The organism is Paenibacillus albicereus (assembly GCF_012676905.1).
GTDB classification, from domain to species: domain Bacteria; phylum Bacillota; class Bacilli; order Paenibacillales; family Paenibacillaceae; genus Paenibacillus_O; species Paenibacillus_O albicereus.
This window is the reverse complement of sequence record NZ_CP051428.1, coordinates 474,809-497,807: the sequence shown is the minus strand read 5'-3', so window position 1 is coordinate 497,807 and position 22,999 is coordinate 474,809. Positions and strand designations below refer to the sequence as shown.

Genomic DNA, 22,999 nt, shown 5'->3' with positions numbered 1-22,999 from the left:
TCATCCGCGCCCTTCCTCTCCCTGCTCGATGCTACCCGATTAGACGCCGGCTCCTGCAAGAAAGTTCCAGTCCCCGACCTTGCCATCTCTCGCCCCGGTTGCTATAATGGCGGGAATCAGTTGCCTAGGGTTCCGCGGCGTCAGCGAGCGCCGGACTGGTCCGAGAGGGAACGGCACGGCCGACATGGCCGCGCAGACACGGAGGGACAAAAGCCCGGGAGATGACCGCCGCTTTGGCGGCTGTCTTCCGGGCTTTCTTGCGGGCATCTCCTGCGCAGGATGGGGCATACTGGAAACGGCGGCCGTCCGAAGCGCGGCAAGAGAACACGCAGCAAAGAGCTGCGATCGAAAGGGGACTTCTTCATGAATCGGTACTGGCTTCAAATCGTCGGCGCATGCGTGTTCGAGGTCGGCTGGGTCATCGGCCTCAAGCATGCCGATACGGCGCTCGAATGGGCGCTGACCGCGGTCTGTATCCTCATCAGCTTCTACGTGCTGCTGAACGCGGCCCGCCACCTGCCCGTGGGCACCGTCTATGCGGTTTTCGTCGGACTCGGCACGGCCGGCACCGTACTGGCCGAAATGATTGTTTTTGGCGACCCGGTCAAGCCGGTCAAGCTCGCCCTGATCGGCGTGCTGCTGATCGGGGTCGTCGGCCTCAAGCTGCTCGGCCACGAGCCGGCGGCCGACAAGTCCGGAAAGGAGGCGGTCTGACATGGCCTGGGTGTATCTGATCGGCGCAGGGCTGTGCGAGGTGTTCGGCGTGACGATGATGAACCGGCTCAACGAACGCCGCAGCTTCGCGAACTTCGCCTTGCTGGCCGCCGGCTTCCTGCTCAGCTTCCTGCTGCTCAGCCTGGCGATGCGCGACCTGCCGATGGGCACCGCCTATGCGGTCTGGACCGGCATCGGAGCGGCCGGCGGAGCGATCGTCGGCATGCTGTTCTTCGGCGAGTCGCGCAGCGTCCTGCGCATCCTCTGCATCACGCTTGTGCTCGGCGCGGCCGTCGGCCTGAAGGCGCTCGGGTAAGCGGGTACGCGAGGGAGAGAAGGACCGTATGACACGCGCGAGAGTGTAGCGTTCAAGCATAGCCTCGAGCATTGCGGCGAGCTTGGATACGACTTCGACTTCCAGCTGTTTTTCTAAGCCTAAAAAAAGCGTCCCGCCCCCTTCATCGAGAAGGAGCTGGACGCTTCTTTAATTGGAACCGAGTCGAAATCCGCTCATCCAAGGCACGTTTTGCAACTAGAATAAAAAGTGGACACCCTCTAACGGACAGACAATAATGACCGTATGTGGAGGTGTTCTCATGACAGAGGAACGTAGGCGTCAGCATTACAACGAAGAGTTCAAGAAAGAAACCGTAAAGTTCATTCAAGAACAGACCAAGTCGCTGGGAGACATTGCCGAAGAACTGAACATTCCCAAGAGCACGTTGCATCAGTGGCTGGCTCAGTATCGGGAATTCGAGAATGAACCGGTGAACAACGCCGAGCTGATCCGGGAGCTGAAAGCACAGCTCAAAGCGAAGGAACGCCAGATCAGCGAGATGGAAGAAGAGCTGGCCATCGTAAAAAAGGCGGTGCACATCTTCAGCAATCCACGGAAATGAGATTTCAGTTCATAGAGGACTCCCGCTCCGATTTTCCGTTGAAGAAGTTGTGCAAGGTCATGCAAGTGTCGCGGAGCGGATTCTACAAATGGAGCCAGGCGCTTCCCAGCGCCCGGGCACGGCTTAAAGCGGACATCCAAGAACGGATTCGGTTCCACTTTCATGATGCCCAGCGGCGGTATGGAGCCCCGAAGCTCACCGTGCTGCTCCGGCGAGAGGGATACGCCATTTCCGAACGTACCGTCAGTCTCTACATGGCCGAAATGAAGCTTCGCGCTTGCGTTTCTGGCCGTTTCCGGGTGTCGACGACCGACTCGAATCATGACCAGCCCATCGCTCCGAATCTCCTGAACCAGCAGTTCGACGTCGAACTGCCGAACCAAGTATGGGTGGCAGATATCACCTACATTCCTTGTCGGGAAGGGCGATTGTATTTAGCGAGCGTCATGGATTTGTGCACCCGTGAGATTGTCGGCTGGACGCTTGCAGGCCATATGAAAGCTGAGCTTGTTTTGGATGCGCTGGAGAAAGCCTACGCGAGCAAGGGGCCGCCTGCTGGTCTGGTGCACCATTCGGACCGAGGCAGTCAGTACGCCTCGGAAGCCTACCGAAGCCAGCTGGAGCAGTACGGCATGACCGCCAGCATGAGCCGCAGAGGCAACTGCTATGACAATGCGAGCATGGAATCGTTCCACAGCATTCTCAAAAAAGAACTCGTCTATTGCACGCGATTCTTGACCCGAAAGCAAGCCTCGCAAGACATGTACCGCTACATTGAATTCTTTTACAACCGCAAGCGAATCCACGGCTCGCTTGGTTATCTGTCCCCCGTGCGATTCGCGGCTGAATTCGACGGGACTGCCTGAACTCCGTCCGTTACTAAGGTGTCCACTTTCTTGACAGAGGTCCATTTGTGCCTTGGTTCCATCGCTACGGCCGTAATCCGGCTCAACCAAGGCACGTTTGTGCCTTGGTTCCATCGCTACGGCCGCACTCCGGACCATCCAAGGCACGTTTGTGTCTTGGATTCATCGCTCCGGCCGCACTCCGGACCATCCAAGGCACGTTTGTGCCTTGGATCCATCGCTACGGCCGCACTTGGGACCATTCAAGGCACGTTTGTGCCTTGGTTCCATCGCTCCGGCCTTCCGCCCGAACCGCGCCTTCTCGACCGGATGCCCGCCTTACTCCCGAGCCGCCGGCTGCCGCTCCGCGCCTGTCTCCTGATAGAAGCGGTTCAGATCCGCCTCGCGCACCTCGAGCTTGAGGCGCGTGCCGGCCTCCTCGTACTCCGTCTCCTGCACGTGGGCATGCTCGTTGAAGAACGACACCCAAGCTCCCTGGTCGAAGGGCACGACGACCTCGGCGGCGATGTAATCGCGGAAAATCTGCTTGCGGATCTGCGCGACGAGCTCGTCGACGCCCTCGCGCTTGTAGGCGGACAGGTACACCCGGTCCTGCTCCACGCGCGGGTAGCTCTGGCCGGCGAGATCCGCCTTGTTGAAGGCGTACAGCATCGGGATGCCGTCCGCGCCGAGCTCCTTGAGCGTCTGCTCGGTGACCTCGATCTGCTGCTTGAACTCCGGGTTGGAGGAGTCGACGACATGCACGAGCAGGTCGGCCTCGGCGACCTCCTCCAGCGTCGAGCGGAACGCCTTGATGAGATGATGGGGCAGCCCGCTGACGAAGCCGACCGTATCGGTCAGCAGGAATGACTTGCGATCCGGCAGCTCGATGCTGCGCACCGACGTCTCCAGCGTGGCGAACAGCATGTCTTTGGCGAGCACGTTCTTGCCGGAGTCGGGGTGGAACGTATCGACGAGCGCGTTCAGCAGCGTCGACTTGCCGGCGTTGGTATAGCCGACGAGCGCCAGCACGGGAATCTCGTTCTTCTTGCGGCGCTTGCGCTGCACCTGCCGCTGGTGGACGAGCTTCTCGAGCTCCGTCTCCAGCAGGTGGATGCGCTCCTCGATGCGGCGGCGGTCCAGCTCCAGCTTGGTCTCGCCCGCGCCGCGGTTGCGCAGGCCGGCTCCGCCTCCGCCGCCTTGGCGGCCGAGCGACTCGCGCAAGCCGACGAGGCGCGGCAGCATGTAGTTCAGGCGCGCGACCTCGACCTGCAGCTGAGCTTCCTTCGTCTGCGCCCGCTCGGCGAAGATGTCGAGGATGACGATCGTGCGGTCGATGACCTTCGTCTTGACCGCGGCCTCGAGGTTGCGGATCTGCGAAGGCGACAGCTCGTCGTTGCAGATGACGGTCGGAGAATCGTACGCCTCCATGAGCGCCGCCAGCTCCTCGAGCTTGCCGGAGCCGAGGTAGTGCGTGCTGTGGATGCGCTCCGCCTTTTGCGTCAGCTCGGCCACGACCTCGATGTTGCAGGCTTCGGCCAGCCCTTGCAGCTCCTGCATGGAGTAGGCGAACTGGTGGTTGTTCTGCTCGTGCACGCCGACGAGAATCGCGCGCTCGCGGGGGTGTTGGTTGGAATGTGTCATATCGGGATCATCCTCTCTGTCTTGGGGAAATTCAGGTATGAAAAAACACGGACCTAGCGGCCCGTGTTCGCAGTTATGCAGAATGGATCGGCTTCGTCTTCCGTCCGCGCCGCCGCATGGCAGCGGCGCCCGGAGGGAGCGCGGACGGCAGCATGCCGCCGCGCCGCTCTCCGGCCGGACAGATGGAGTCCTCCGCGGACGGAAGAGGCGACCTCGTCGCCGCCCCGCTCCTGAAGGCCGAAGCCGACGAAGAAACGGGGAGGCGCGAAAGAGGCGCGTCAAAGCTATGACCGTGGATTCATCCACGATTCGAGATCCCTGCACAAAGGCAGAACATGGGCGCTATTCAATTAGCGACGCACCGTGCGGATCCGAATCGAATGAATCACACGTAACCCTCCGTTCGATCGCGAGCCGCCCGGCTGGGGCCTGACGGCCCGCGGACGGCTTTCGCGCTTGATTGCTACGAGTGTAGCACAGCCGCTTTCCGTCCCGCAAGCGCTCCACATGACTATAGGAGAACTTTACCACTCTAGTCTGGTCGTCAAGCGGGGGAGTTATCCGCCGGGGCAGCCGACGCGAGTGTCCCCTGCCGGGGGCGCTCACTCCGCAGCCGACGCCTCCTGCGCGCGGACGACGATCGAGCCGATCAGCCGGCCGTCCACGTACGGAAGCAGCCGCCACAGCCCCGGCTCCGGCAGCGCGATGCCGGTCGGCAGATGGCGGTCCGCGCCGCTCAGCGGGCCGCCGAGTCGAGGCGGCGGACCGACCTGCGGATAAACGTCGAGGGGCTCGGCGCTTCCCGGTCGAACGGCCCGGACGACGAATTCGCCGTCCAGCTCGCCGAAGTTCCTTTCCCAGAAATGCCACATGACCTTCTGGCTCCTCCCTGCCGTGAACGCGACGTCCAGGATGCCGACCCGCCCCTCCTCGCCCCGCATCGGCTGCGTGGAGTACGACTGCGTCTCGGACGAATACGTCCTGGACAGGAACAACGGGCTCTCCGCCGGCTCAGGCTCGGCCGCAGCCAGCACGACGTCGCCGTAGAAGGTCCCGTCAAGCGTCGCCTCCACCCGCCACATGCCGCCATAGGGAAGGACGAAGCTCGCTCCGAAGCGCTCCAGCGGCTGGCTGTCCGGCCCGGCTTCTCCGACAAGCGCATCGGCGATCGTCTCCCTCGCCCCCGTCGCCTCGTGCACGGCCGTCACGGTCACCTCTTCGCCCCGATGAGCGGACGTCGGCTCGTCGAACACGAGCAGGAGGCCCTGCCGCAGGCCAGCCTTCAGCCCGTTCCCTTCGGGAAAAGCTTGCAGCACGACCTTGCCGTCCCGCTCGTACGCCAGCCTCTCTACGGCAACGGAAGCAGCGGGCGACTGCCCGCGCCACAAGTCCGGCGGCAGCAGCGCCGCCAGCAGGACCAGCGCCACCGCCGAGCCCACGAGCCAGCGCAGGCGGCTCCGGCCGCGGAGCGGTCGGCTGGCCCGCCGAGGGACCGGCTCCAGCGCGGACGAGCCCGCCCGATCGGCCGGGCAGCCCCTGTCCGGCCGCGCGCCGCCCTGGTCTGCGGAGCCGCTCCTGGCCGCATCCGGCACGGTCCGTCCCGGATGATGCTCGCCGGCCGCGTCCGCCGGGCCGCCTCTGGCCGGACGAACGCCTTCCAAATCCGTCCGTTCCGGGTCCGGCCTTCGCCCCCCCACCTGGCCGCCTTCCGCCGCCGCCCGCCTCCGCACGAGCGCCTTCAGCTCCGGCCGGAACTCGGGTCCCGCCAGCGGCAGCTCCTGCAGCGCTTCTCTCAACCGCCTATCGTCCATCGTCCATTCCCCCCAACTGAGCCCGCAGCTTCTTTTTCGCCCGATGAATCCTCGACTTGACGGTGCCCTCCGGCACGCCGGTCAGCTCCGCGATCTCGCGCAGGCTCATGCCATAGTGAAAGTCCAGCAGCAGCGCTTCCTTCAGCTTGAGCGGCAGCGCCAGCACGGCCGTCCACAGCTCCGCCCGCTCGGCCCGGGCGAAATGGATCTGCTCCGCCGCCGGCTCCGCCCCGGAAGCCGGCGGCCGTCCCGTGAGCCGGACCCGGCGGCGGAACGCTCCCTGCAGCTGATGCAGCGCCTTGTTGCGCGTGATCTTCAGCAGCCAGCTTTTGGCCGAAGCCTCCCCGCCCCGGAACGAGTAGAGCGACCGGTAAGCCGCGAGGAACGTCTCCTGCGACACGTCGTCCGCCGCCTCCCGGCTTCCGGTCAAAAAGAAGGCGAAGCGCCACACGTCCCCGCCGAACCGCTCCATCAGCTGCTCCAGCACGGCCCCGCGGTCATAGCCCTCCCCGAGATGCTGCAAATAATCCAGCTTTCCCCTCATCCCCTCACCTCCCCTATAAGACCGGAGAAAGCAGAAAAGGTTCCCTTCCGGCCTTTACAAAAATAAGACGGACATGCCCCTCACATCCCTCTATCCGAACTCCCTCCTCTCGCCTTATAGTAGTCTCAGCCGGAATGGAAGAAGATTCCGCGCCCATCGAAAGGGGACGAGTTATGAAACCAGCTTCGTCATGGAAGAAACGCCTGCTCGGAGCGGCCGTCGCGGCCGCCCTCCTGCTGCCTGCCCCGCTGGCGCAGCCCGGAGGCTCCCGCGCCTATGCGGAGGGGCCGTCGGACCCCGCGCCGTCCATCGCCGCCAAGGTCGTCAACGGCAACGCCGGCAAGAAGATCCTGTTCGACAACACGCATGCCCAGACGGCCGGCGCGGCGGACTGGGTCATCGACGGCGGCTTCTCGGACTTCGCCAATGGACTCGCGTCCGCCGGCTTCGACGTCAAGGAGCTGCGCAAGACGTCGCCGATCGTCCTCTCCGACCTGACGCCGTACCACGTGTTCATCACGGCGGAGCCGAACGTGCCGTTCAAGGCATCGGAGCAGGCGGCGATGGCGCAGTACGTGCAGAACGGCGGCAGCATCTTCTTCATCGGCGACCATTACAACGCGGACCGCAACAAGAACCGCTGGGACGGCAGCGAGTCCATCAACGGCTACCGCCGCGGAGCCTGGACGAATCCAACCAAGGGCATGAGCGCAGAGGAAGCCGCATCCCCCGCCATGCAGGGCGTCGTCAGCTCCGACTGGCTCGCGACGAACTTCGGCGTGCGCTTCCGCTACAACGCGCTTGGGGACGTGAACGCGACGCAGATCGTCGCGCCGAGCCAAGCCTTCGGCATCACGCAGGGCGTCTCCTCCGTGGCGATGCACGCCGGGTCCACGCTCGCGATCATCGACCCGGCCAAGGCCAAGGGCATCGTCTACCTGCCGCAGACGTCCGCCAAGTGGGGCAACGCCGTCGATCAGGGCGTCTACGCCGGAGGCGGCGTCGCCGAAGGGCCGTATGTCGCCGTCGCCAAAAAAGGCGCGGGCAAGGCAGCATTCATCGGCGACTCCTCCCCCGTCGAGGACGCGACGCCGAAATACAAGCGCGAGGACACCGGCGCGACCAAAACGACGTACGACGGCTTCAAGGAGGTCGACGACGACACGCTGCTCGTCAACCTGGTGAACTGGCTGGCCGTGCCGGAAAGCTACACGAGCCTGTCGCAGGTGAGCGGGCTGACGCTCGACAGCCCGACGCCGCTGCTCGCCTTTGAAAATCCGGCCTCCTCGACCGAACCGCAGGCCGAGCCATGGGCCGCGCCGAACGCCGGCTACAAGTGGTACGACTCGTCCACGTTCAAGACCGGCTCCTACGGCTACGGCGCCTCGTCGCCGACACCGGCTCCGACCGCGACTCCGACCCCGACGCCGACCGCTTCGCCGACGGCGTCGCCGACTCCGACGCCGGGCGTGCTCAGCTACAGCTTCGTGACGCCGGCGACGCTGCCGAGCAACGGCACGTCGTTCCAGATCACGGTCAAAGCGAGCGGCTTGACGCCGAACGGCACGACCAGCGGCTACAACGTCGGCATCTATCTGACCTCCGGCGGCACGCAGATCGCCCAGGTGCAGAACGCCGACGGCAGCTGGCCGACCGCCTACGGCTACAGCTCGTCGTTCAGCCTGACGGCCGACAGCAGCGGCAACGCCTCCAAGGCGCTCACCGTCCGCATCAAGTCGGGCTCGAGCGGCGCGGCCAGCCTGCGCCTGCGGCAGAACAGCACCAACCTGAGCACGATGTCCGTCACGCTCGGCAGCTAGGCGCGGATACCGGGAAGAAGCATGACACTCGATTTGCTTGTCCATTCCTTTTCGCTTCTTGATGGTATATTTCGGGTATGCTATGCTTATGAATAAGAAAGAGGTCTCGGTGTTGTAGCACCGAGACCTCCGGGAAATGGCTTCCGCTTGAAGAGCGGCGGCTTGCATCCCGTCAAATGGCAGAGCAGCGAATTAGACCGCCTAACCTTTGTGGGGTGTGGGGCGGTCTACTTCTTTTTCAAGTAGGTGAGCAGCGCCAGCAGGAACATCCCGAACATAATCATCAGGGATATTGCTTGGAACACTGTCATGGGCAGCACCTCCTTTCTTTCGGAAGAGCTGCCCACCGCCCTTAAAGCCTATGCACATTTCTTGTTCCAACTATACCAAAATTTATGATTCAGCGGAGCCGAAAAAACGGCCGCCGCTGGATTTTTTTTGCTTTCCGGCAGCGGAGCCGCATCGCCCGCGAGAATCGCCGTGCGCCTTCCGCCCCGCATCGTTGAAAGTGTATCCCTTTTTGTTGGCCCGCTGAATGGGGGCGCTTTCATCTCTTCCCTACAATAGAAGGGAGAACGGAACAAGGGGGAATCATCGTGCATACCAAGCTGCTGCGCCGACTCGGCGCCGCCGTGCTGGCGCTCGTCGTCGGACTGGCCGGACTCGGCCTGCCGGCAGGAGGATCGGCCGTCGAGGCGGCCGCTTCGTCCGACCGGGACGGCTTCATCAAAGGCGTAGACATCTCCACGCTGCAAGCGCTCGAGGACAAGGGCGTCCGATTCTATGACGGAGGGACCGAGCGCGACCTGCTCGCGATCCTCAAGGAGCATGGCGTCAACTACGTGCGCCTGCGCCTGTGGAACGATCCCGTCCAAGCGGACGGCTACAACGACAAGGCCCATCTCATCGAGATGGCCAAGCGGGTGAAGGCCGCCGGCATGGGCCTGCTCGTCGACTTCCATTACAGCGACTTCTGGGCGGACCCCGGCCAGCAGGTCAAGCCTGCCGCCTGGGCTTCGCTCGGCTTCGAGGAGCTCAAGACGGCGGTCTACGGCTACACCCGCGAGGTGATGGACGAGCTGCTCGCCGAGGGCGCCTACCCGGACATGGTGCAGATCGGCAACGAGATCAACTCCGGCATCCTGCTGCCGGACGGCTCGACCGGCCGCTTCGCGCAGCTCGCGCAGCTGCTGTCCGAGGGCGTGCGCGCGGTGCGCGAGACGACGCCGGCCGGACACGAGACGAAGATCATGCTGCATCTGGCCGAAGGCGGCAGCAACGCGAAGTTCCGGACGTTTTTCGACCAGGCGCGGCTGCAGGGCATCGACTACGACGTCATCGGGCTGTCCTATTATCCATACTGGCACGGCACGTTCCAAGAGCTCAAGAGCAATATGGACGATCTGGCGGCCCGCTACGGCAAGGAAGTCGTCATCGCGGAGACGGCCTACCCGTACACGCTCGAGGATGCGGACGGACACGGCAACATCGCCGGCGAGGCGCAAGCGACGCTGACCGGCTTCGAGGCGAGCGTCGCGAGCCAGAAGCTCGTCACCGAGCTCATCCTGAACACGGTCGCCCATGTGCAGGGCGGCAAAGGGCTCGGCGTCTTCTACTGGGAGCCGGCCTGGCTGGCGGGTGTCGGCTGGAAAGCCGGCGAGGGCAATGCGTGGGAGAACCAGGCGATGTTCGACTTCGACGGCAATGCCCTGGATTCGCTGAATGCGTTCCGGTTCGTGCCGGGCGACGGGGACGACATCAAGCCGCTGCTCGTGTACCGCTCTCTGGACGTGACCGCAAGCGCCGGCTCCGCGCCGGAGCTGCCGGCCGAGGCCGACGTGCTGCTCAGCGAAGGCAGCATCGAGCAGCGGGCGGTCGTCTGGGACGAGCCGGCGGATCCGGGCCAGTGGGAGGTGCCGGGGACGTACGAGGTGCGCGGCACTGTCGCGGGCGTGGACGCGTCCATGCGGGCTGTCGTGCAGGTGAAGGTCGTCGACAACCCGAACCTTTTGACGAATCCGGGCTTCGAGCAAGGGGGGCTGGCCGGCTGGACGCTGACCGGCACCGAGGGCGCGGCCAAGCTGTCGAATGAAGCGGGCAACGCGCATGGCGGCGGGCATTCCGTCAACTATTATCATGGCTCGGACTACGGCTACCGCATCAGCCAGACGGTGACGGGGCTGGAAAACGGCATGTACCGCCTCAGCGCCTGGGCGTCGGGCGGCGGCGGCGAGGCGAAGCTGCGGCTGTTCGCGGAAGGGCACGGGGGCGATCCGCTCGGCGCGGATGCCGTCAATACGGGCTGGAACGTCTGGAAGCCGTACGCCGTCGAGGAGATCGAGGTGACGAACGGACAAGTGACGGTCGGCTTCGACGTCGAGGCTCCGGGCGGCACGTGGGGGTATCTGGACGACTTCGAGCTGGTGAAGGCGCCGGAGACGAACCCCGTGCAGAACCCCGGCTTCGAGAGCGGCGACCTGACCGGCTGGACGCTCGGCGGCACGGCCGGCGCGGGCAAGGTGGAGAACAATGCCGCCAATGCCCATGCCGGCACGCATGCGTTCAACTACTGGCATGGCGATCCGTACCGCTTCTCGCTGACGCAGATCGTGAGCGGGCTGCCGAAAGGCGTGTACGAGCTCACGGCCGCCGCATCCGGCGCAGGCGGCGAGACGAAGCTGCAGCTCTACGCCGAGACGGGCATCGGCTCGCGCTGGAGCACGGACATGGCCAATGCCGGGTGGAACGTGTGGAAGGAATACAACGTCAGCGGCATCGAAGTCGGGAACGGCCAGGTGACGATCGGCTTCGACGTCGAGGCGCCCGGCGCGGCCTGGGGCTACTTCGACGACATCCGGCTGACGCGGACCGGCGACCTGCCGGGCACGGGCGAGCCTCCGGCTACGGGCGAGCCTCCAGCCACGGGCGAGCCTCCGGCCACGGGCGAGCCTCCGGCCACGGGCGAGCCTCCGGCTACGGGCGAGCCTCCGGCCACGGGCGAGCCTCCGGCCACGGGCGAGCCTCCGGCTACGGGCGAGCCCCCGGCTACGGGCGAGCCTCCGGGCACGAGCGTGCCTCCGGCTACGGGCGAGCCTCCGGCTACGGGCGAGCCTCCGGCTACAGGCGAGCCTCCGGCTACAGGCGAGCCTCCGGCTACAGGCGAGCCTCCGGCTACGGGCTCGCCCCCGGCTACGGGCGAGCCTCCGGCCACGGGCGAGCCCCCAGCTACGGGCGAGCCTCCGGCTACGGGGCAGCCTCCGGCTACGGGGCAGCCTCCGGCTACGGGCGAGCCTCCGGCTACGGGCGAGCCTCCGGCTACGGGGCAGCCTCCGGCCACGGGCGTGCCTCCGGGCACGGGCGAGCCTCCGGCTACGAGCGAGCCTCCGGGCACGCCGACGCCGGCGCCGGAGAAGACTCCGGCTCCGAGCGCTACACCGGCTCCGAGCGCCTCCGCCACGCCGACGCCGGGCGCCAGCAGCGGCATCGTCGCCGTGGCGCCGGGCCAGCTGGTCGGCGATGCCGGCGAGGCTGCCGTCCTCAAGCTGGACGGAGCGGCGACCGTCCGCCTCGGCGCCGAGCTGAAGGAGCGGCTGTCCGCCGGACTCCGCATCGAGCTGCCCGGCCTGAGCGCCGAGCTGTCCGGCGATGAGCTGCGCAAGCTGTGGCGGCAAGCCGGCGACGGCCCGCTGTCGATCCGCCTCAGCGCAGCGGGCGGCGTGGAGAAGCAGCTGCAGCGGCTGCAGCAGCCGGGCCGCCGAGCGTATGCCGCCGCAGGCGGCGCGATCGAGCTCGCCGTCGGCTATGTCGCCGCGGACGGCCGGGAGCTGCCGCTCGAGGAGGCTGCCATCCGGCTCAAGCTGAGCGCGGCGAGCGGCTCCGACGCGGAGCGCTCCGGCATCTTCCGCTTGAGCGAGGAAGGCGCGCCCATCTACCAGCTCGGCTCCCGGCTTGCGGGCGGCGAATGGAGCGCCGAAGCGCTCTCGGCCGGACGCTACGCCGTACTGGAGCTGAGCGTCGCTTACGCCGACGTGCCGGCTGGCCACTGGGCCCAGGCGGACATCGCCAGCCTGTCGGCCAAAGGCATCGTGCAAGGCGCCGGCGAGGCTGGCTTCCTGCCCGGCCAGTCCGTCAACCGCGCGGAGCTGGCGGCCATGCTCGTCCGGGCGCTTGGCCTTGGCGCCTCCGGCAGCGCCGCGACCGGCTTTGCCGACGTCGCCCCGGGCGCCTGGTACGCCGATGCCGTAGCGTCCGCCAAGGACGCAGGCATCCTCCGCGGCCAGGCGGACGGCAGCGCCGCGCCGACAGCGCCGCTGAGCCGCGAGCAGCTGGCGGCCATGCTCGTCCGCGCCGCCGCTGCGGCGGGCAAGCCGCTCGAGGCGGCTGCCGGGAGCCGGCCGGCTGCGGCCGATGCCGCCGCGATCGCGGCCTGGGCCGCGCCGTCCGTCGCCGCCGCTTACGAAGCCGGCCTGCTGCAAGGCGATGCGGCCGGCACGTTCCGGCCCCAGGCGGAGCTTACCCGCGCCGAAGCCGCTGTCGCGGTGCAGCGGCTGCTGAAGCGGCTGCAAGCCTAGCAAGCGCGAGTCCGCCTCGCCCGCAAGCCTAGCAAGCGCGAAACCGCCTCCCCCGCAAGCTTGGCGGCAAGCTCCGGCCGCGCTGCAGACGTTGGCGCGGTCCTGAGCTGTTTCTCGGTTCCGGCATCGTCCGCTCTCCTCCCGGCTGCTTTCCGGTTCCGGCGTCGTCCGCTCCAGGCTGCTTCTCGGTTCCACTATCACTTGCCTTCAGGCCGCTCCCCGGTTCCGGCGTCGTCCGCTCCAGGCTGCTTCTCGGTTCCACTAACACTCGCCACCGGGCCGCTCCCCGATTCCGGCGTCGTCCGCTCCCGGCTGCTTCTCAGTTCCACTATCACTTGCCTCCATGCCGCTCCCCGGTTCCGGCGTCGTCGGCTTCCGAGCTGCTTCTCAGTTCCGCTATCACTTGCCTCCATGCCGCTCCCCGTTCCGGCGGCGCTCACATCCAGGCGACTTCTCGGTTCAAGCGCCGTTCATATCCCGTCCTCTTCCCGATCCAACACGCACGCTCGGTTGCGCGCAACCTCACGACAGGATGGGAGAGGGCCTGCAGCCGTCGAGCGTGTAGGGTTAACGCAAAGGTGCCGGAAGAGGCACAGGGTGGCCGGCTCTACAAAGGCTAACGACGAATCAGCTCCTTAGACGGCCAGAATGAGCCATCGCCGAATTCTAACGACTTGCGGGAAGCTTAGCGTTGAAAAAAGGCAGCGTACTCGCATAAATCCCGCTGTTTGCGGCTTCTAACAAGTTGAGGAGTCGTAAGCGAGTCTGAGAGCGGAAAAACCGGCGTCTAAGCGTCTGGGGAGTCGTTAGATCACAGACTCCTCGTGCCGGAAGCAGTCTGGAGGCTGTCGGCCCGCTCCATCAACAAGACCGTCAGCGGCATCGGCCGCTGACGGTCTTGTTTGCCATGTCCCGCTTTTTAGCTGCCGCCCTCGTCTCGTTACTCCGCATCCTGCCGATCCCCTTGGGACAGCCGCTTCTCCATGTAAATGAGCGTCAGCCGCTCGTCGACGCGCCGCTCGTCGAACGTCACGTAGCCGAGCTTGCGGTGGAACGCCAGGTTCTTCTCGCTGCGATGGCCGGTGAACAGCTCCGCGCGCGCCGCATCGGGCCACAGCCGCTCCGCCGCCTCCATCAGCCGAGTGCCGATCCCGCGGTTCTGCGCCGACGGATGCACGATCAGCTTGCCGATGCGCACGCAGTCCCCGTCCCGCTCGGCACGGACCGAGCCGACGATGCCGCCGTCTTCCACCGCGATCAGCACGATGCCCTCCTGATGATCCCGCTCCAGCTCCTCCAGCGTCTGCGTCAGCGGTGGGATCGCCATGCCGTCATAGAGAGCGGCCTCGCTCAAGTAGGCGAGCCTCTGCAGCGTGAGGATTTCCGGCAGGTCCTCCTGTCTGGCTTGCTCGATCATCCGCGTTCCTCCTCCTGGTTCGATCGCGGGCGTCCGATCTTGCAGATCGGTTCCCGTTCCCATATCTTCCAGTATATCGAGGAATCCGGCCGTGCCTAGAGCTATCCGATCGGAATTTCCGGGCAGGAGACTGTCGGGACGAACCGCTTGCCGGCTCCGTACGTCAAAAAAAAGCCGGTCCCCTGAGGGACCGGCTTGGCAGCAAGGCCGTTGCGCGCGGAACGCGCTGCAGCGAGGCTTCTCTTCTCCGCCCGCCGCTGCGGCGGGCTATGCCCATGCTGCGGCGACAGTCGCGGTGTCGTCTGGCGCGACAGTGATTGGCCCGGCGGTGATTGGCCCGGCGGTGATTGGCCCGGCGGTGATCGGCCCGGCGGTGATCGGCGCGACAGTGATTGGCCCGGCGGTGATTGGCCCTGCAGTGATTGGCGCAGCGGCGACTGGCGCGGCCAGCGCGCCCTGCCGGGCCGCTCCGCTCAGCGCCAGCCGCTGCCGGGCGCCTGCGGCGGATACGCCTGCGGCGAGCCGTAGCTCTGCGGCGCGTACGCGGCAGGCGCGCCGTAGCCTTGCGGCGCATACGCCCAGCCCTGCGGCTGCCCGTAGCCGGCATAGTAGGCCGCCGCTTGCGGCGCATACGGCCGAGCGGCCGCAGGCGCGGCCGGCTGCGCCGCGCCCGCCTGCGCATAAGCCGGGCCTTGGCCGTACGGCGGCTGCGCCTGGAACGGCGACTGGCCGTACACATAGGCCGGCTGTCCCGACACGCCGGTGCCGGCCCAGGAGGGAGCGGTCCGGTACGCGGAGATCGCGCCGACGTTCGGCGCATCCTTCAGCTCCTCCGCCCCCTGCTCCTCCGTCCCGCCGTCGCGCGATTGCTTGCAGCTGTCGAGCGGCCCGATCGCGACCGTCTGCTTGATCGGCGAGATCGCTTCCTTCCATTTCGCCTCGTCGAGGCAGTAGGTCTGGGCGAACACCTTGGCCGGCGTCAGGCGCAGGATGTCGGAGCCGAGGATGACCTGCGGCGTCGGCGCGTCGAAGATCGCCAGGATATGCGTGCCGTCGGAAGTCGCCTCCTCGTAATGCCACCAGCCCTGGGGCACGATGACGACCTCCTGCGGCGTAATCGGGATGCTGAGCAGCTGATTCGTGAACGGATTGATCATGCTGACGATCGCCGAGCCCGAGATCAGGTAGACGAGCTCCGAGGCGTTCTGATGGTAGTGGGGCTCCACATAGTGGCCCCGGCTCAGGAAGATGTCCAACAGCGAGGCCGAGCCGAGCGTCGGCAGCTGCTTGTAGCCGAGAATGTTGATGTAGTTGCTCGCGTTCGTCCTGAACGCCGTGCTCTTCTTCATGTCGAACGAGAACTTGAGATCGGGACTCGTGTAGTCCATGTACGAAACGGTCATGCTCCCCATCCTTCCCCATGCGTGATGCATACAGAAAAGGATATGAGCCCGCGAATTCGTCCCATTCCGGCATGCCGTCAATTGGCTCCAGGCTGCGGCCGGCTCGGTCCGGTTCGCGAGCCGCGAGGCCAGGCCGCCGTTCCGCTACGGCCGGCTCGGCTCGCCCTTGACCTCGACCTCCCACAGCGAATAGCCGTACGCCGTTCCCCTCGCTTCGCCGAGGATGCGCACCTGCCGCGCCGTCGTGCCGGACGGCAGGATAATGCGGTCGACGCCGCCGTTGCCGCCGGCTACGACTTCGGCGTCGCTCCAGTCGCCCTCGCCCGGAGCCTCGGCGCTCGACAGCTGGACGCGGTAGCGCGAGGCGAAGGCGCCCTCCCAATGCAACGCGATCTCCTCCAGCCGGTGCAGGCCGCCCAGATCAAGCGCGATCCACTGCGGATCGCCGAACGCCGACTCCCAGCGCGTGCCGGCGTCGCCGTCGACCGCCGCGATGGCCGGCTGCGAGGCGGATGAAGCCGTCGCGGCCGCATGCAAGGCGACGTTCGGCAGGACCGAAGGCAGCAGCTCGCGCAAGGCGACGTCGTCGATGCGGATCGTGTGCGGAGCTTCCGGCGTCGTGGCCGAGCCGTCGATCACGTTGCCGAGCAGGAACTTCAGGTCGACCGTGCTGTCACTCAAAGGCGTCACGACGACGCGGTGCACGCGCGAGCTGTCCGCGGTCAAGCGGACCGCCGACTTGCCGACGCCGGCGGCGTTCGTCCATTCGACCTCGATCGGACGGTCGGCGTCGCTCCAAGCGCGGAACGTCAGCTCGTAGCTGCTGCCGCCTTTGAGCTTGATGCCGCCCTGGATGAGCTGGCTTGACCAGCTCACCGGCACGTTCCACTGCGGATGCATCCCGCCATGGTAGTAGATGTCGGCTTGGGCGGCGCCGTCCTCCACGGCGAAGGCGGAGTCTCCGCCCTCGCCTTTCCAATACGTCCAGCCCGCTTCGCCGGCCGCGAACGAGCCGTTCGCCAGCAGATTGCCGTCCGCCGCGACGACCGGCTGCTGGACGGAGGCGTCGGCATAGCCTTCCGCCCGCACCGCGACCGTCGCCGAGCCGGCTTCCAGACCAGCCTCCGGCAGCAGGCGCAGCACGCCCGGCTCCAGAGCGTAGCCGTCGGGCTGCAGCGTGCGCCCGTTCACCGCCACCGAGCGGACCGCCGCCCGCCACTCGGCATCATCGGCGAACGTCAGCTGCAGCTCCGAGCCGGCCGTATTGCCGGCCGTATCGGCGTTCAGCCGCACCGGCCGCTTGACCGGAGCGCCGGCGACCTCCAGCACGACGTTGTCGATCCAGACCTGGTGGCTGCCGGCCGGCGTGCCGGGCAGCTTGCCGAGCAGGAACTTGAGCGCGAGCGACTCGTCGGCGTTCGGCTTGAACGTGTAGGCGAAGTGCTGCCAATCGCCGGTCAGCGCCTTCTCCCCCGAGTCGAAGCGACGGGCGTAGGAGGCGTTCTCCAGCGTCGCCTGCAGCGGCCGCGCCTCGCTTGACTTGGCGTCGAACTCGAGCTTGTAGACGAAGCCTTTCTTCACATTCAGGTTGCCTTGGTTCAGCATGACGTTCCAGCCTTCGGTCCCGGCATTGGAGATATCGATGCGCGCCGCTCCGCCGTCCGTCGCGAAGGCCGCTCCGGCCCCTTGAATGAACGGCTCCCACGAAGCCAGGCCGCCGCTGAAATCGCCGTTCTGCAGCGGGAACAGGTCCACGCCGGAGTAGTCCACGTTGCGATCGGACGTGCGGATCAGGCGCACGGCATCGAGATGAACCTCGCCTGCCGCCCCGCCGAACAGGATGGACAGGCGGCCCAGCGGATCGCTTTCGCCCGCAGGCATCGTGAAGGCGAGCTTATGCTCCGCCATCTCCGTGCCCAGCGCCACCTGCTGGGAGGCGTACATGCGGCTGCCGTCCTGGCTGCCGAGCTCCACGCCGATCGTCCGTCCTGCGGAGGAAGCCCGGGCGCGGAACGTCAGCTCATAGTCGTCGCTCTGCAGCAGCTGCAAGCCGTCCTGGCGCAGCGCCGCGTCCTGCGGAGCGCCTGCGGCCGCTGTCGCCAGCCGGACCTCGCGGGCCGACGGATCGACGGATGCGGTCGCGCCGGCGGCTGTCTCCGCCTCCAGCGTCCAGTACGACAGCCGGTCCATCGTGCCGAGATCGAAGTCGCCGTTGTAGACATGGTTGCCGCTCTCCAGCGGCTCCTTGGCCGCCTGCGGGTCGCGCAGCCGCTCGACCTCCTCCAGGCGGACGTTGCCGATCCAGACGTCGCCGGCCGCCAGGCCGACGTTGAATTCCAGCCGCGCCGCCGCGTCGGTCGCGTTGCCCATCGCGAAGCGGTACTCGAACGGCTTGACCTCCGTGCCGAGCTGCGGCGCGAACTGGTCCGTGTAGGCCGCCCAGCCGTTGTCGGCGTCGCCGCCGAGCTTGACTGCGATCGCGCGTTCTGCGGAGGCTTTGGCGTCGAAGGTCAGCTTGTACTTGCGGCCCTTGACGAGCGTCGCGTGCTGGATGAGCTGCAGCGAATAGCTCTGCAGCCCGCCGTCCGTCGCCGTGATGCGGGCCATCGGCACGGTGCCGACCGTCTCGACCTTGGCCGTGCCGGCTCCTCCGAACTCGTTCGTATGCAGGAAATTCCAGTTCAGCGGGTCGAGCTCCGTCCCCGGCGCCGCGATGTCCGTCAGGCCGCGAGCGTATTCCCGGTCATGGATCCAGCTGCCGTCCACCGGCAGCTTGGCGTCCGCCGGGATCGGCTCCTTGACCGCGCTCGGCTCCTGCGGCGCGCGGTAGTCGCGGCCGGTCAGCTCGTACGCCCGGACGTAGTCGACCTCGACGCGGCCCGGCAGGTCGGAGTCCTTCGGCGTCCGTCCGCCGTCGTAGTTGCCGCCGACCGCCAGGTTGACGATAAGGTGGAACGGCTGGTCGAACGGCGCCGGGAACGCGTATTTGTCCGGCTGGCCGACGCCTTGGCTGGACCATTCGTTCTGCGTCTGGTACAGCTTGCCGTCGACGTACCAGCGGATCTCGCCCGGCTCCCACTCCACGCCGTACGTGTGGAATCCGGTGATGTCCTCGCCATCGGGGAAACGGTATTCCTTGCCGGTGTAGCGGTTGTCCGGCCATGTCTTGCCGTGGTGGAGCGTGCCGCCGACTTCGTTCAGCAGCCGGCCGCGAGCCTCCATGATGTCGATCTCGCCGGAGGACGCCCAGACGCCGTAGACGCTGTCCTGAGGCATCATCCAGAACGCCGGCCACAGCCCTTCGCCCGCCGGCAGCTTCATGCGCGCCTCGAACTTGCCGTACGTCTGGCTGAACGTCGGCGACGTCCACAGCCGGCCGGACGTGTACGGCTTGCCGCCGTGGCTTTCCTTGCGCGCCTCGATGACGAGCTTGCCGTCCTCGACCTGGATGTTCTCCTTGCGGTAGAACTGCTGCTCGTTGTTGCCCCACCCGTCGACGCCGTACTCCGCGCCGTTGCCGAGCTGGTAGCCCCACTTGCTGAGGTCGACGCCGTTCGCATCCGGCTGCGCCGCATCGCCGTCGAACTCGTCCGACCACGTCAGCGTCCAGTCGCTTTCGATCGGCGTGGAGGTCGGAGACGGCGTCGGGGAAGCGGTCGACGTCGGGGTCGGCGTCGCCGACGAGGTTGCGGTCGGTGTCGGCGTCGGGGTGACGGTCGGCGTGGCCGTCGGGGTGACGGTCGGCGTGGCCGTCGGGGTGACGGTCGGCGTCGACGTCGGCGTGGCCGTCGGCGCCGCGCTCGGGGTCGCGGTCGGTGCGACGGTCGGTGCGACGGTCGGCGTGGCCGTCGGTGCCGATGTCGGTCCGACGACCGGAGGCGCGGCGCTCGGCGAAGGGCTCGGCGACAGGCTTGGGCTTGTCGAAGGACTCGCCTGGCCGCCGCTTACGGCGCCGGAGGCGACCGCGCGGCTCTCGCCCGCCGGCACCGGCTCGTTGTTCAGCGTCACGCCTGCTCCGTTTGCCGTGACGCGGCCAGCGGAGCCTCGAATCGTCAGCTCGGAGCCCGCGCCGCCGGCGCCGATCTCCACCTCGCCCGCTTCGGACTCCGGTCCGATCTCGATCGTCGAGCGGCTCTGCGCCTGCAGCCGGCCGATCTCGCTGGAGCCTTCCAGCACGACCCGGACCGGTCCGGACGCCTTGTCTACGACGACCTCGCCGGCCGTGCTGTCCTCCAGATGAATGCTGTTCGCGCCGCCGCCCTGCACGAGGATGCGTCCTTTGACGCGGACGCCCTTCAGCGTCACGTCACCCTCGCCGATGCCCGGCGCCAGGTACAGATCGCCCGCCACCTCCGTGCCCTGCACGACGACGCCGCCGGACTTGACGACGAGATTGCCGGCCTTCGCCTTGACATGCGTACCCGGTGCCGCCACGATGTCTCCCGCCAGCCGGTCCAAGAGAGCGACCTCTTCCTCTCTCGTCACCGGCGCGCCCGGCTTCAGGCTCCCGTCGCCGTAGCCCGACAGGTAGCCGCCGGCCAGCAGCGCCTCCAGCGCCGGCCGCGCATAGGCCGCCGCCTTGGCTCCGTCGGAGTAGGCGGCGAGCTTGTCCGCCGTCATGCCGGCATCCGCCAGCCGGAACAGCTTGGACGCCAGCACGGCGGCTTCCTGCCGCGTGACCGCCATCGAAGGGCGGAAGCTGCCGTCCGGATAGCCTGTCGCGAGTCCTGCGGCGCGCAGCGCCTCGATCGCTCCCGCGTGCCAGGCGTCCGGCTTCACGTCGGCGAATTCCGCCGACGCCCGCTCGGGCGCCGGCAAGCCGAACAGGCGGACCATCAGCTGGGCAAGCTCCGCTCGCGTCACTGCCGCCTGCGGACGCGCCGAGCCGTCCGGATCGCCTGCCGCCAGACCGAGCTGCGCCCATTTCGTCATCACCTCGTCGGACCAGCGGCCGCCCGCTGCAGAACCTGCCGATGGCGAGGCCGCTGCGGTCGCGCCCGAGCTTGTCGATGACGAGGCCGATACGGCCGCGTCCGAGCTTGCCGATGGCTCGGCCGCTGAGGCCGCGCCCGAGCTTGCCGATGGCGAGGCCGATACGGCCGCGCCTGCTTCCCGAGCCGCTCCAGTTGCCGCTACGCTTGCTCCGTCCGCCGCTCCTGCAGCTGACAAGGCTGCTCTTGCCGTCGTCCCGATCGCTTCCGAATTCTTCCCGCTGCCGCTGCTCGGCCGGGCTTGTCCGCCTGCTGCCGGCGCTCCATAAGCCGGCATCGCGCCTGCCGCCACAATGAGCGCGCACAGCGCCGCCGCAACCGCTTTCCCTTTCCTCATTCCGAAGCCCCCTTTTCTTGTTAACGCTTTCATCATGGATTGCCCTTAACTATAGAGGAATCCAATGTTGGATTATATCCCCATATTTCAGGTAGAGTGACGGGAATTCGGATCGGCATGGTCCCGGTCGCTGCAGCCGTGGGCATGCTCCGTGTGACACGGCTGGCCCGAGACAAAAGCCTTCCAGCCACAAGCCGTCGGCGCGCTAACGAAAAAGAGAGACGCTATTTCATCAAAATTCAGCTTCAGGAAATTCTAACGAAACGGAGATGCGCTATCGGTCTAAAATCAAGGCAAAACCGCAGCTCGATGCCCGAATAAGGCTTTTCCGTTTCGTTAGACGGAAAAAAGGTCTCGAAATGAGCAAATAGCGTCACCCAGTTTCGTTAGCCTTTTGCGGGTTTGCGGGTTTCGGGCACCTGCCCATGCGCCCCCTTGGACACAAAGCCTTCCCAGGCAACGAGCAGCAAAGCCGACGGCATCGCGAAACAAAAATTCGGCCTCCCGAGCGGGAAGCCACACTGGGATTAATTCACGCCTCGGCATCGCGAAAGTCCAATGATGGCCTCCCGGCCGGGAAGCCGTTCCGTCATCCGAACGCACGCCCGCAGCTGCGCGTCAGCAAAAATCCGGCCTCCCCGTCGGGAAGCCATGCCGTCTTTCCGGTAGAAGCCCGCAGCTGCGCGTCAGCAAAATTCGGCCTTCCCATCGGGAAGCCACGCCTCTTCCAAGCGAAAGCCAGCGGCGTCGCCACTTCCTCATCCATCGAAAAGCCGCCCCTCGCCTCCTCGGCGCAAGGGCCGTTGCAGCCGCGACATCCGTGCGCATGCCGGCAACGCGCCAGACACAACAAAAAGACGGCTTCCCCTACGCGGGAAGCCGCCTCCTCTTTCATGCCCAGGTCAGTCCTTCAGCTCGACCGTCCAGCCGAACGGGTCTTCCTTCTCGCCGCGCTGCAGGCCGGTGAGCTCGTCGTACAGCCGCTGCGACAGGTCGCCGGTGCGGCCTTCGTTCACCTTCATCGCCTCGCCCTGCCAGTACAGCTCGCCGATCGGCGAGATGACCGCCGCCGTGCCCGTGCCGAACGCTTCGACGAGCGTGCCGTTCCGGTGCGCGTCGGCGACCTCCTGCATGGAGAGCTGGCGCTCCTCCACCTCGTAGCCCCAGTGGCGGAGCATCGAGATGACCGAGTCGCGCGTGATGCCGTGCAGGATGCTTCCGTTGAGCGCCGGCGTGACGACCTTGCCGCCGAGCACGAAGAACACGTTCATGCTGCCGACCTCTTCGATGTACTTGCGCTGCACGCCGTCGAGCCACAACACCTGCGAGTAGCCCTTGGCCGTCGCTTCCTCCTGCGCCTGCAGGCCGGCCGCGTAGTTGCCCGCCGTCTTGGCCTCGCCGACGCCGCCCGGAACGGCGCGCACGTAGCCGGATTCCACGTAGATGGAGACCGGGTTGACGCCCTCGGAGTAGTAGGCTCCGACCGGGGAGAGGATGATCATGAACTTGTACTGATGGGAAGGCGCCACGCCCAGCACCGCCTCCGTCGCGATGACGAACGGACGGACGTACAGCGACGTTCCTTCCTCGGACGGCACCCAGTCGCGCTCGACGACGAGCAGCTGGCGCAGCGCCTCGAGAAACAGCTCCTCGTCGATCGACGGGATGCTCATGCGGGCGTTGGACAGGTTCATGCGCTTGATGTTGCTGCGCGGACGGAACAGCAGCACGCGGCCGTCCTGAGTCAGATACGCCTTGAGCCCCTCAAAGATCGTCTGACCGTAGTGGAACACCTTGGCTGCCGGATCGAGCGTGATCGGCTGGTAGGGCACGATGCGGCCGTCATGCCAGCCCTGCCCCTTGTCGTAATCCAGGATGAACATATGATCCGTGAAGCGGGTGCCGAACACGGAGCCGCGAAGCGACTCCTTGACCTTTGGAGCGGCGCTGCGCTCGATCTTGAACTCGTAAGCCATCTGCGATCCTTCCTTCCGTCGTCCGCC

At 66.5% G+C, this 22,999-nt stretch carries 14 protein-coding genes, 1 pseudogene and 1 riboswitch; of the genes and pseudogenes, 6 read left to right on the top strand and 9 right to left on the bottom strand.

What is annotated here, in order from left to right; translation table 11 throughout:
* Positions 1 to 113 precede the first annotated feature (113 nt).
* Positions 114 to 223, top strand: a riboswitch (guanidine-I (ykkC/yxkD leader).
* A gap of 140 nt (positions 224 to 363) precedes the next feature.
* From HGI30_RS02165 to HGI30_RS02150, 4 genes are all read left to right on the top strand, one after another.
* Positions 364 to 714, top strand: a complete 351-nt coding sequence (locus tag HGI30_RS02165; RefSeq protein ID WP_168906189.1) for a DMT family transporter — start codon at positions 364 to 366, stop codon at positions 712 to 714.
* Between the two features lies 1 nt (position 715).
* Positions 716 to 1,030, top strand: coding sequence for a DMT family transporter (locus HGI30_RS02160; protein ID WP_168906188.1), 315 nt, complete (start codon positions 716 to 718; stop codon positions 1,028 to 1,030).
* Between the two features lie 280 nt (positions 1,031 to 1,310).
* Entirely contained in the window at positions 1,311 to 1,613 is a 303-nt protein-coding gene (locus HGI30_RS02155) for a transposase (RefSeq protein WP_168906187.1), read from the top strand.
* Positions 1,610 to 2,479 carry an IS3 family transposase gene (locus HGI30_RS02150; protein WP_168906186.1) on the top strand — a complete coding sequence of 290 codons (870 nt, stop codon included), beginning with the start codon at positions 1,610 to 1,612 and terminating at the stop codon, positions 2,477 to 2,479. The genes HGI30_RS02155 and HGI30_RS02150 overlap by 4 nt, the downstream gene beginning before the upstream one ends.
* A gap of 318 nt (positions 2,480 to 2,797) precedes the next feature.
* Here the strand turns inward: HGI30_RS02150 and hflX are convergent, their stop codons facing one another.
* The 3 genes from hflX to HGI30_RS02135 form a co-directional block, all read right to left on the bottom strand.
* Entirely contained in the window at positions 2,798 to 4,102 is a 1,305-nt protein-coding gene (hflX, locus tag HGI30_RS02145) for a GTPase HflX (RefSeq protein WP_168906185.1), read from the bottom strand.
* A gap of 602 nt (positions 4,103 to 4,704) precedes the next feature.
* Positions 4,705 to 5,913 (bottom strand): DUF4871 domain-containing protein, encoded by a 1,209-nt coding sequence (locus HGI30_RS02140; RefSeq protein WP_168906184.1) that lies wholly within the window; start codon positions 5,911 to 5,913, stop codon positions 4,705 to 4,707.
* Positions 5,903 to 6,457 carry an RNA polymerase sigma factor gene (locus HGI30_RS02135; protein WP_168906183.1) on the bottom strand — a complete coding sequence of 185 codons (555 nt, stop codon included), beginning with the start codon at positions 6,455 to 6,457 and terminating at the stop codon, positions 5,903 to 5,905. Before HGI30_RS02135 ends, HGI30_RS02140 begins: the two co-directional genes overlap by 11 nt.
* Before the next feature lie 173 nt (positions 6,458 to 6,630).
* Here HGI30_RS02135 and HGI30_RS02130 point away from each other — a divergent pair, with 173 nt between their 5' ends.
* Positions 6,631 to 8,277 (top strand): DNA-binding protein, encoded by a 1,647-nt coding sequence (locus HGI30_RS02130; protein ID WP_168906182.1) that lies wholly within the window; start codon positions 6,631 to 6,633, stop codon positions 8,275 to 8,277.
* Between the two features lie 227 nt (positions 8,278 to 8,504).
* On the opposite strand, the gene HGI30_RS23525 is transcribed toward HGI30_RS02130, so the two are convergent.
* Positions 8,505 to 8,588 (bottom strand): putative holin-like toxin, encoded by an 84-nt coding sequence (locus HGI30_RS23525; RefSeq protein ID WP_328805272.1) that lies wholly within the window; start codon positions 8,586 to 8,588, stop codon positions 8,505 to 8,507.
* Positions 8,589 to 8,873: 285 nt separating this feature from the next.
* On the opposite strand from HGI30_RS23525, the gene HGI30_RS02125 reads away from it, so the two are divergent.
* Positions 8,874 to 12,848, top strand: coding sequence for a glycosyl hydrolase 53 family protein (locus tag HGI30_RS02125; RefSeq protein ID WP_168906181.1), 3,975 nt, complete (start codon positions 8,874 to 8,876; stop codon positions 12,846 to 12,848).
* A 197-nt stretch (positions 12,849 to 13,045) separates the two neighbouring features.
* Here HGI30_RS02125 and HGI30_RS23430 read toward each other — a convergent pair whose 3' ends face one another.
* From HGI30_RS23430 to HGI30_RS02105, 5 genes and pseudogenes are all read right to left on the bottom strand, one after another.
* Positions 13,046 to 13,177 carry a hypothetical protein gene (locus tag HGI30_RS23430; RefSeq protein ID WP_268957824.1) on the bottom strand — a complete coding sequence of 44 codons (132 nt, stop codon included), beginning with the start codon at positions 13,175 to 13,177 and terminating at the stop codon, positions 13,046 to 13,048.
* A 611-nt stretch (positions 13,178 to 13,788) separates the two neighbouring features.
* Entirely contained in the window at positions 13,789 to 14,265 is a 477-nt protein-coding gene (locus tag HGI30_RS02120) for a GNAT family N-acetyltransferase (RefSeq protein ID WP_168906180.1), read from the bottom strand.
* 857 nt (positions 14,266 to 15,122) lie between these two features.
* Positions 15,123 to 15,668 (bottom strand): annotated as a pseudogene (locus tag HGI30_RS23100) (cupin domain-containing protein); the annotation flags it as partial.
* Positions 15,669 to 15,812: 144 nt separating this feature from the next.
* Positions 15,813 to 20,996, bottom strand: a complete 5,184-nt coding sequence (locus HGI30_RS02110; protein WP_168906178.1) for a carbohydrate binding domain-containing protein — start codon at positions 20,994 to 20,996, stop codon at positions 15,813 to 15,815.
* 902 nt (positions 20,997 to 21,898) lie between these two features.
* Positions 21,899 to 22,972: a branched-chain amino acid aminotransferase gene (locus tag HGI30_RS02105; protein WP_168906177.1), complete on the bottom strand. Its 1,074-nt coding sequence runs from the start codon at positions 22,970 to 22,972 to the stop codon at positions 21,899 to 21,901.
* Between the last annotated feature and the right edge of the window lie 27 nt (positions 22,973 to 22,999).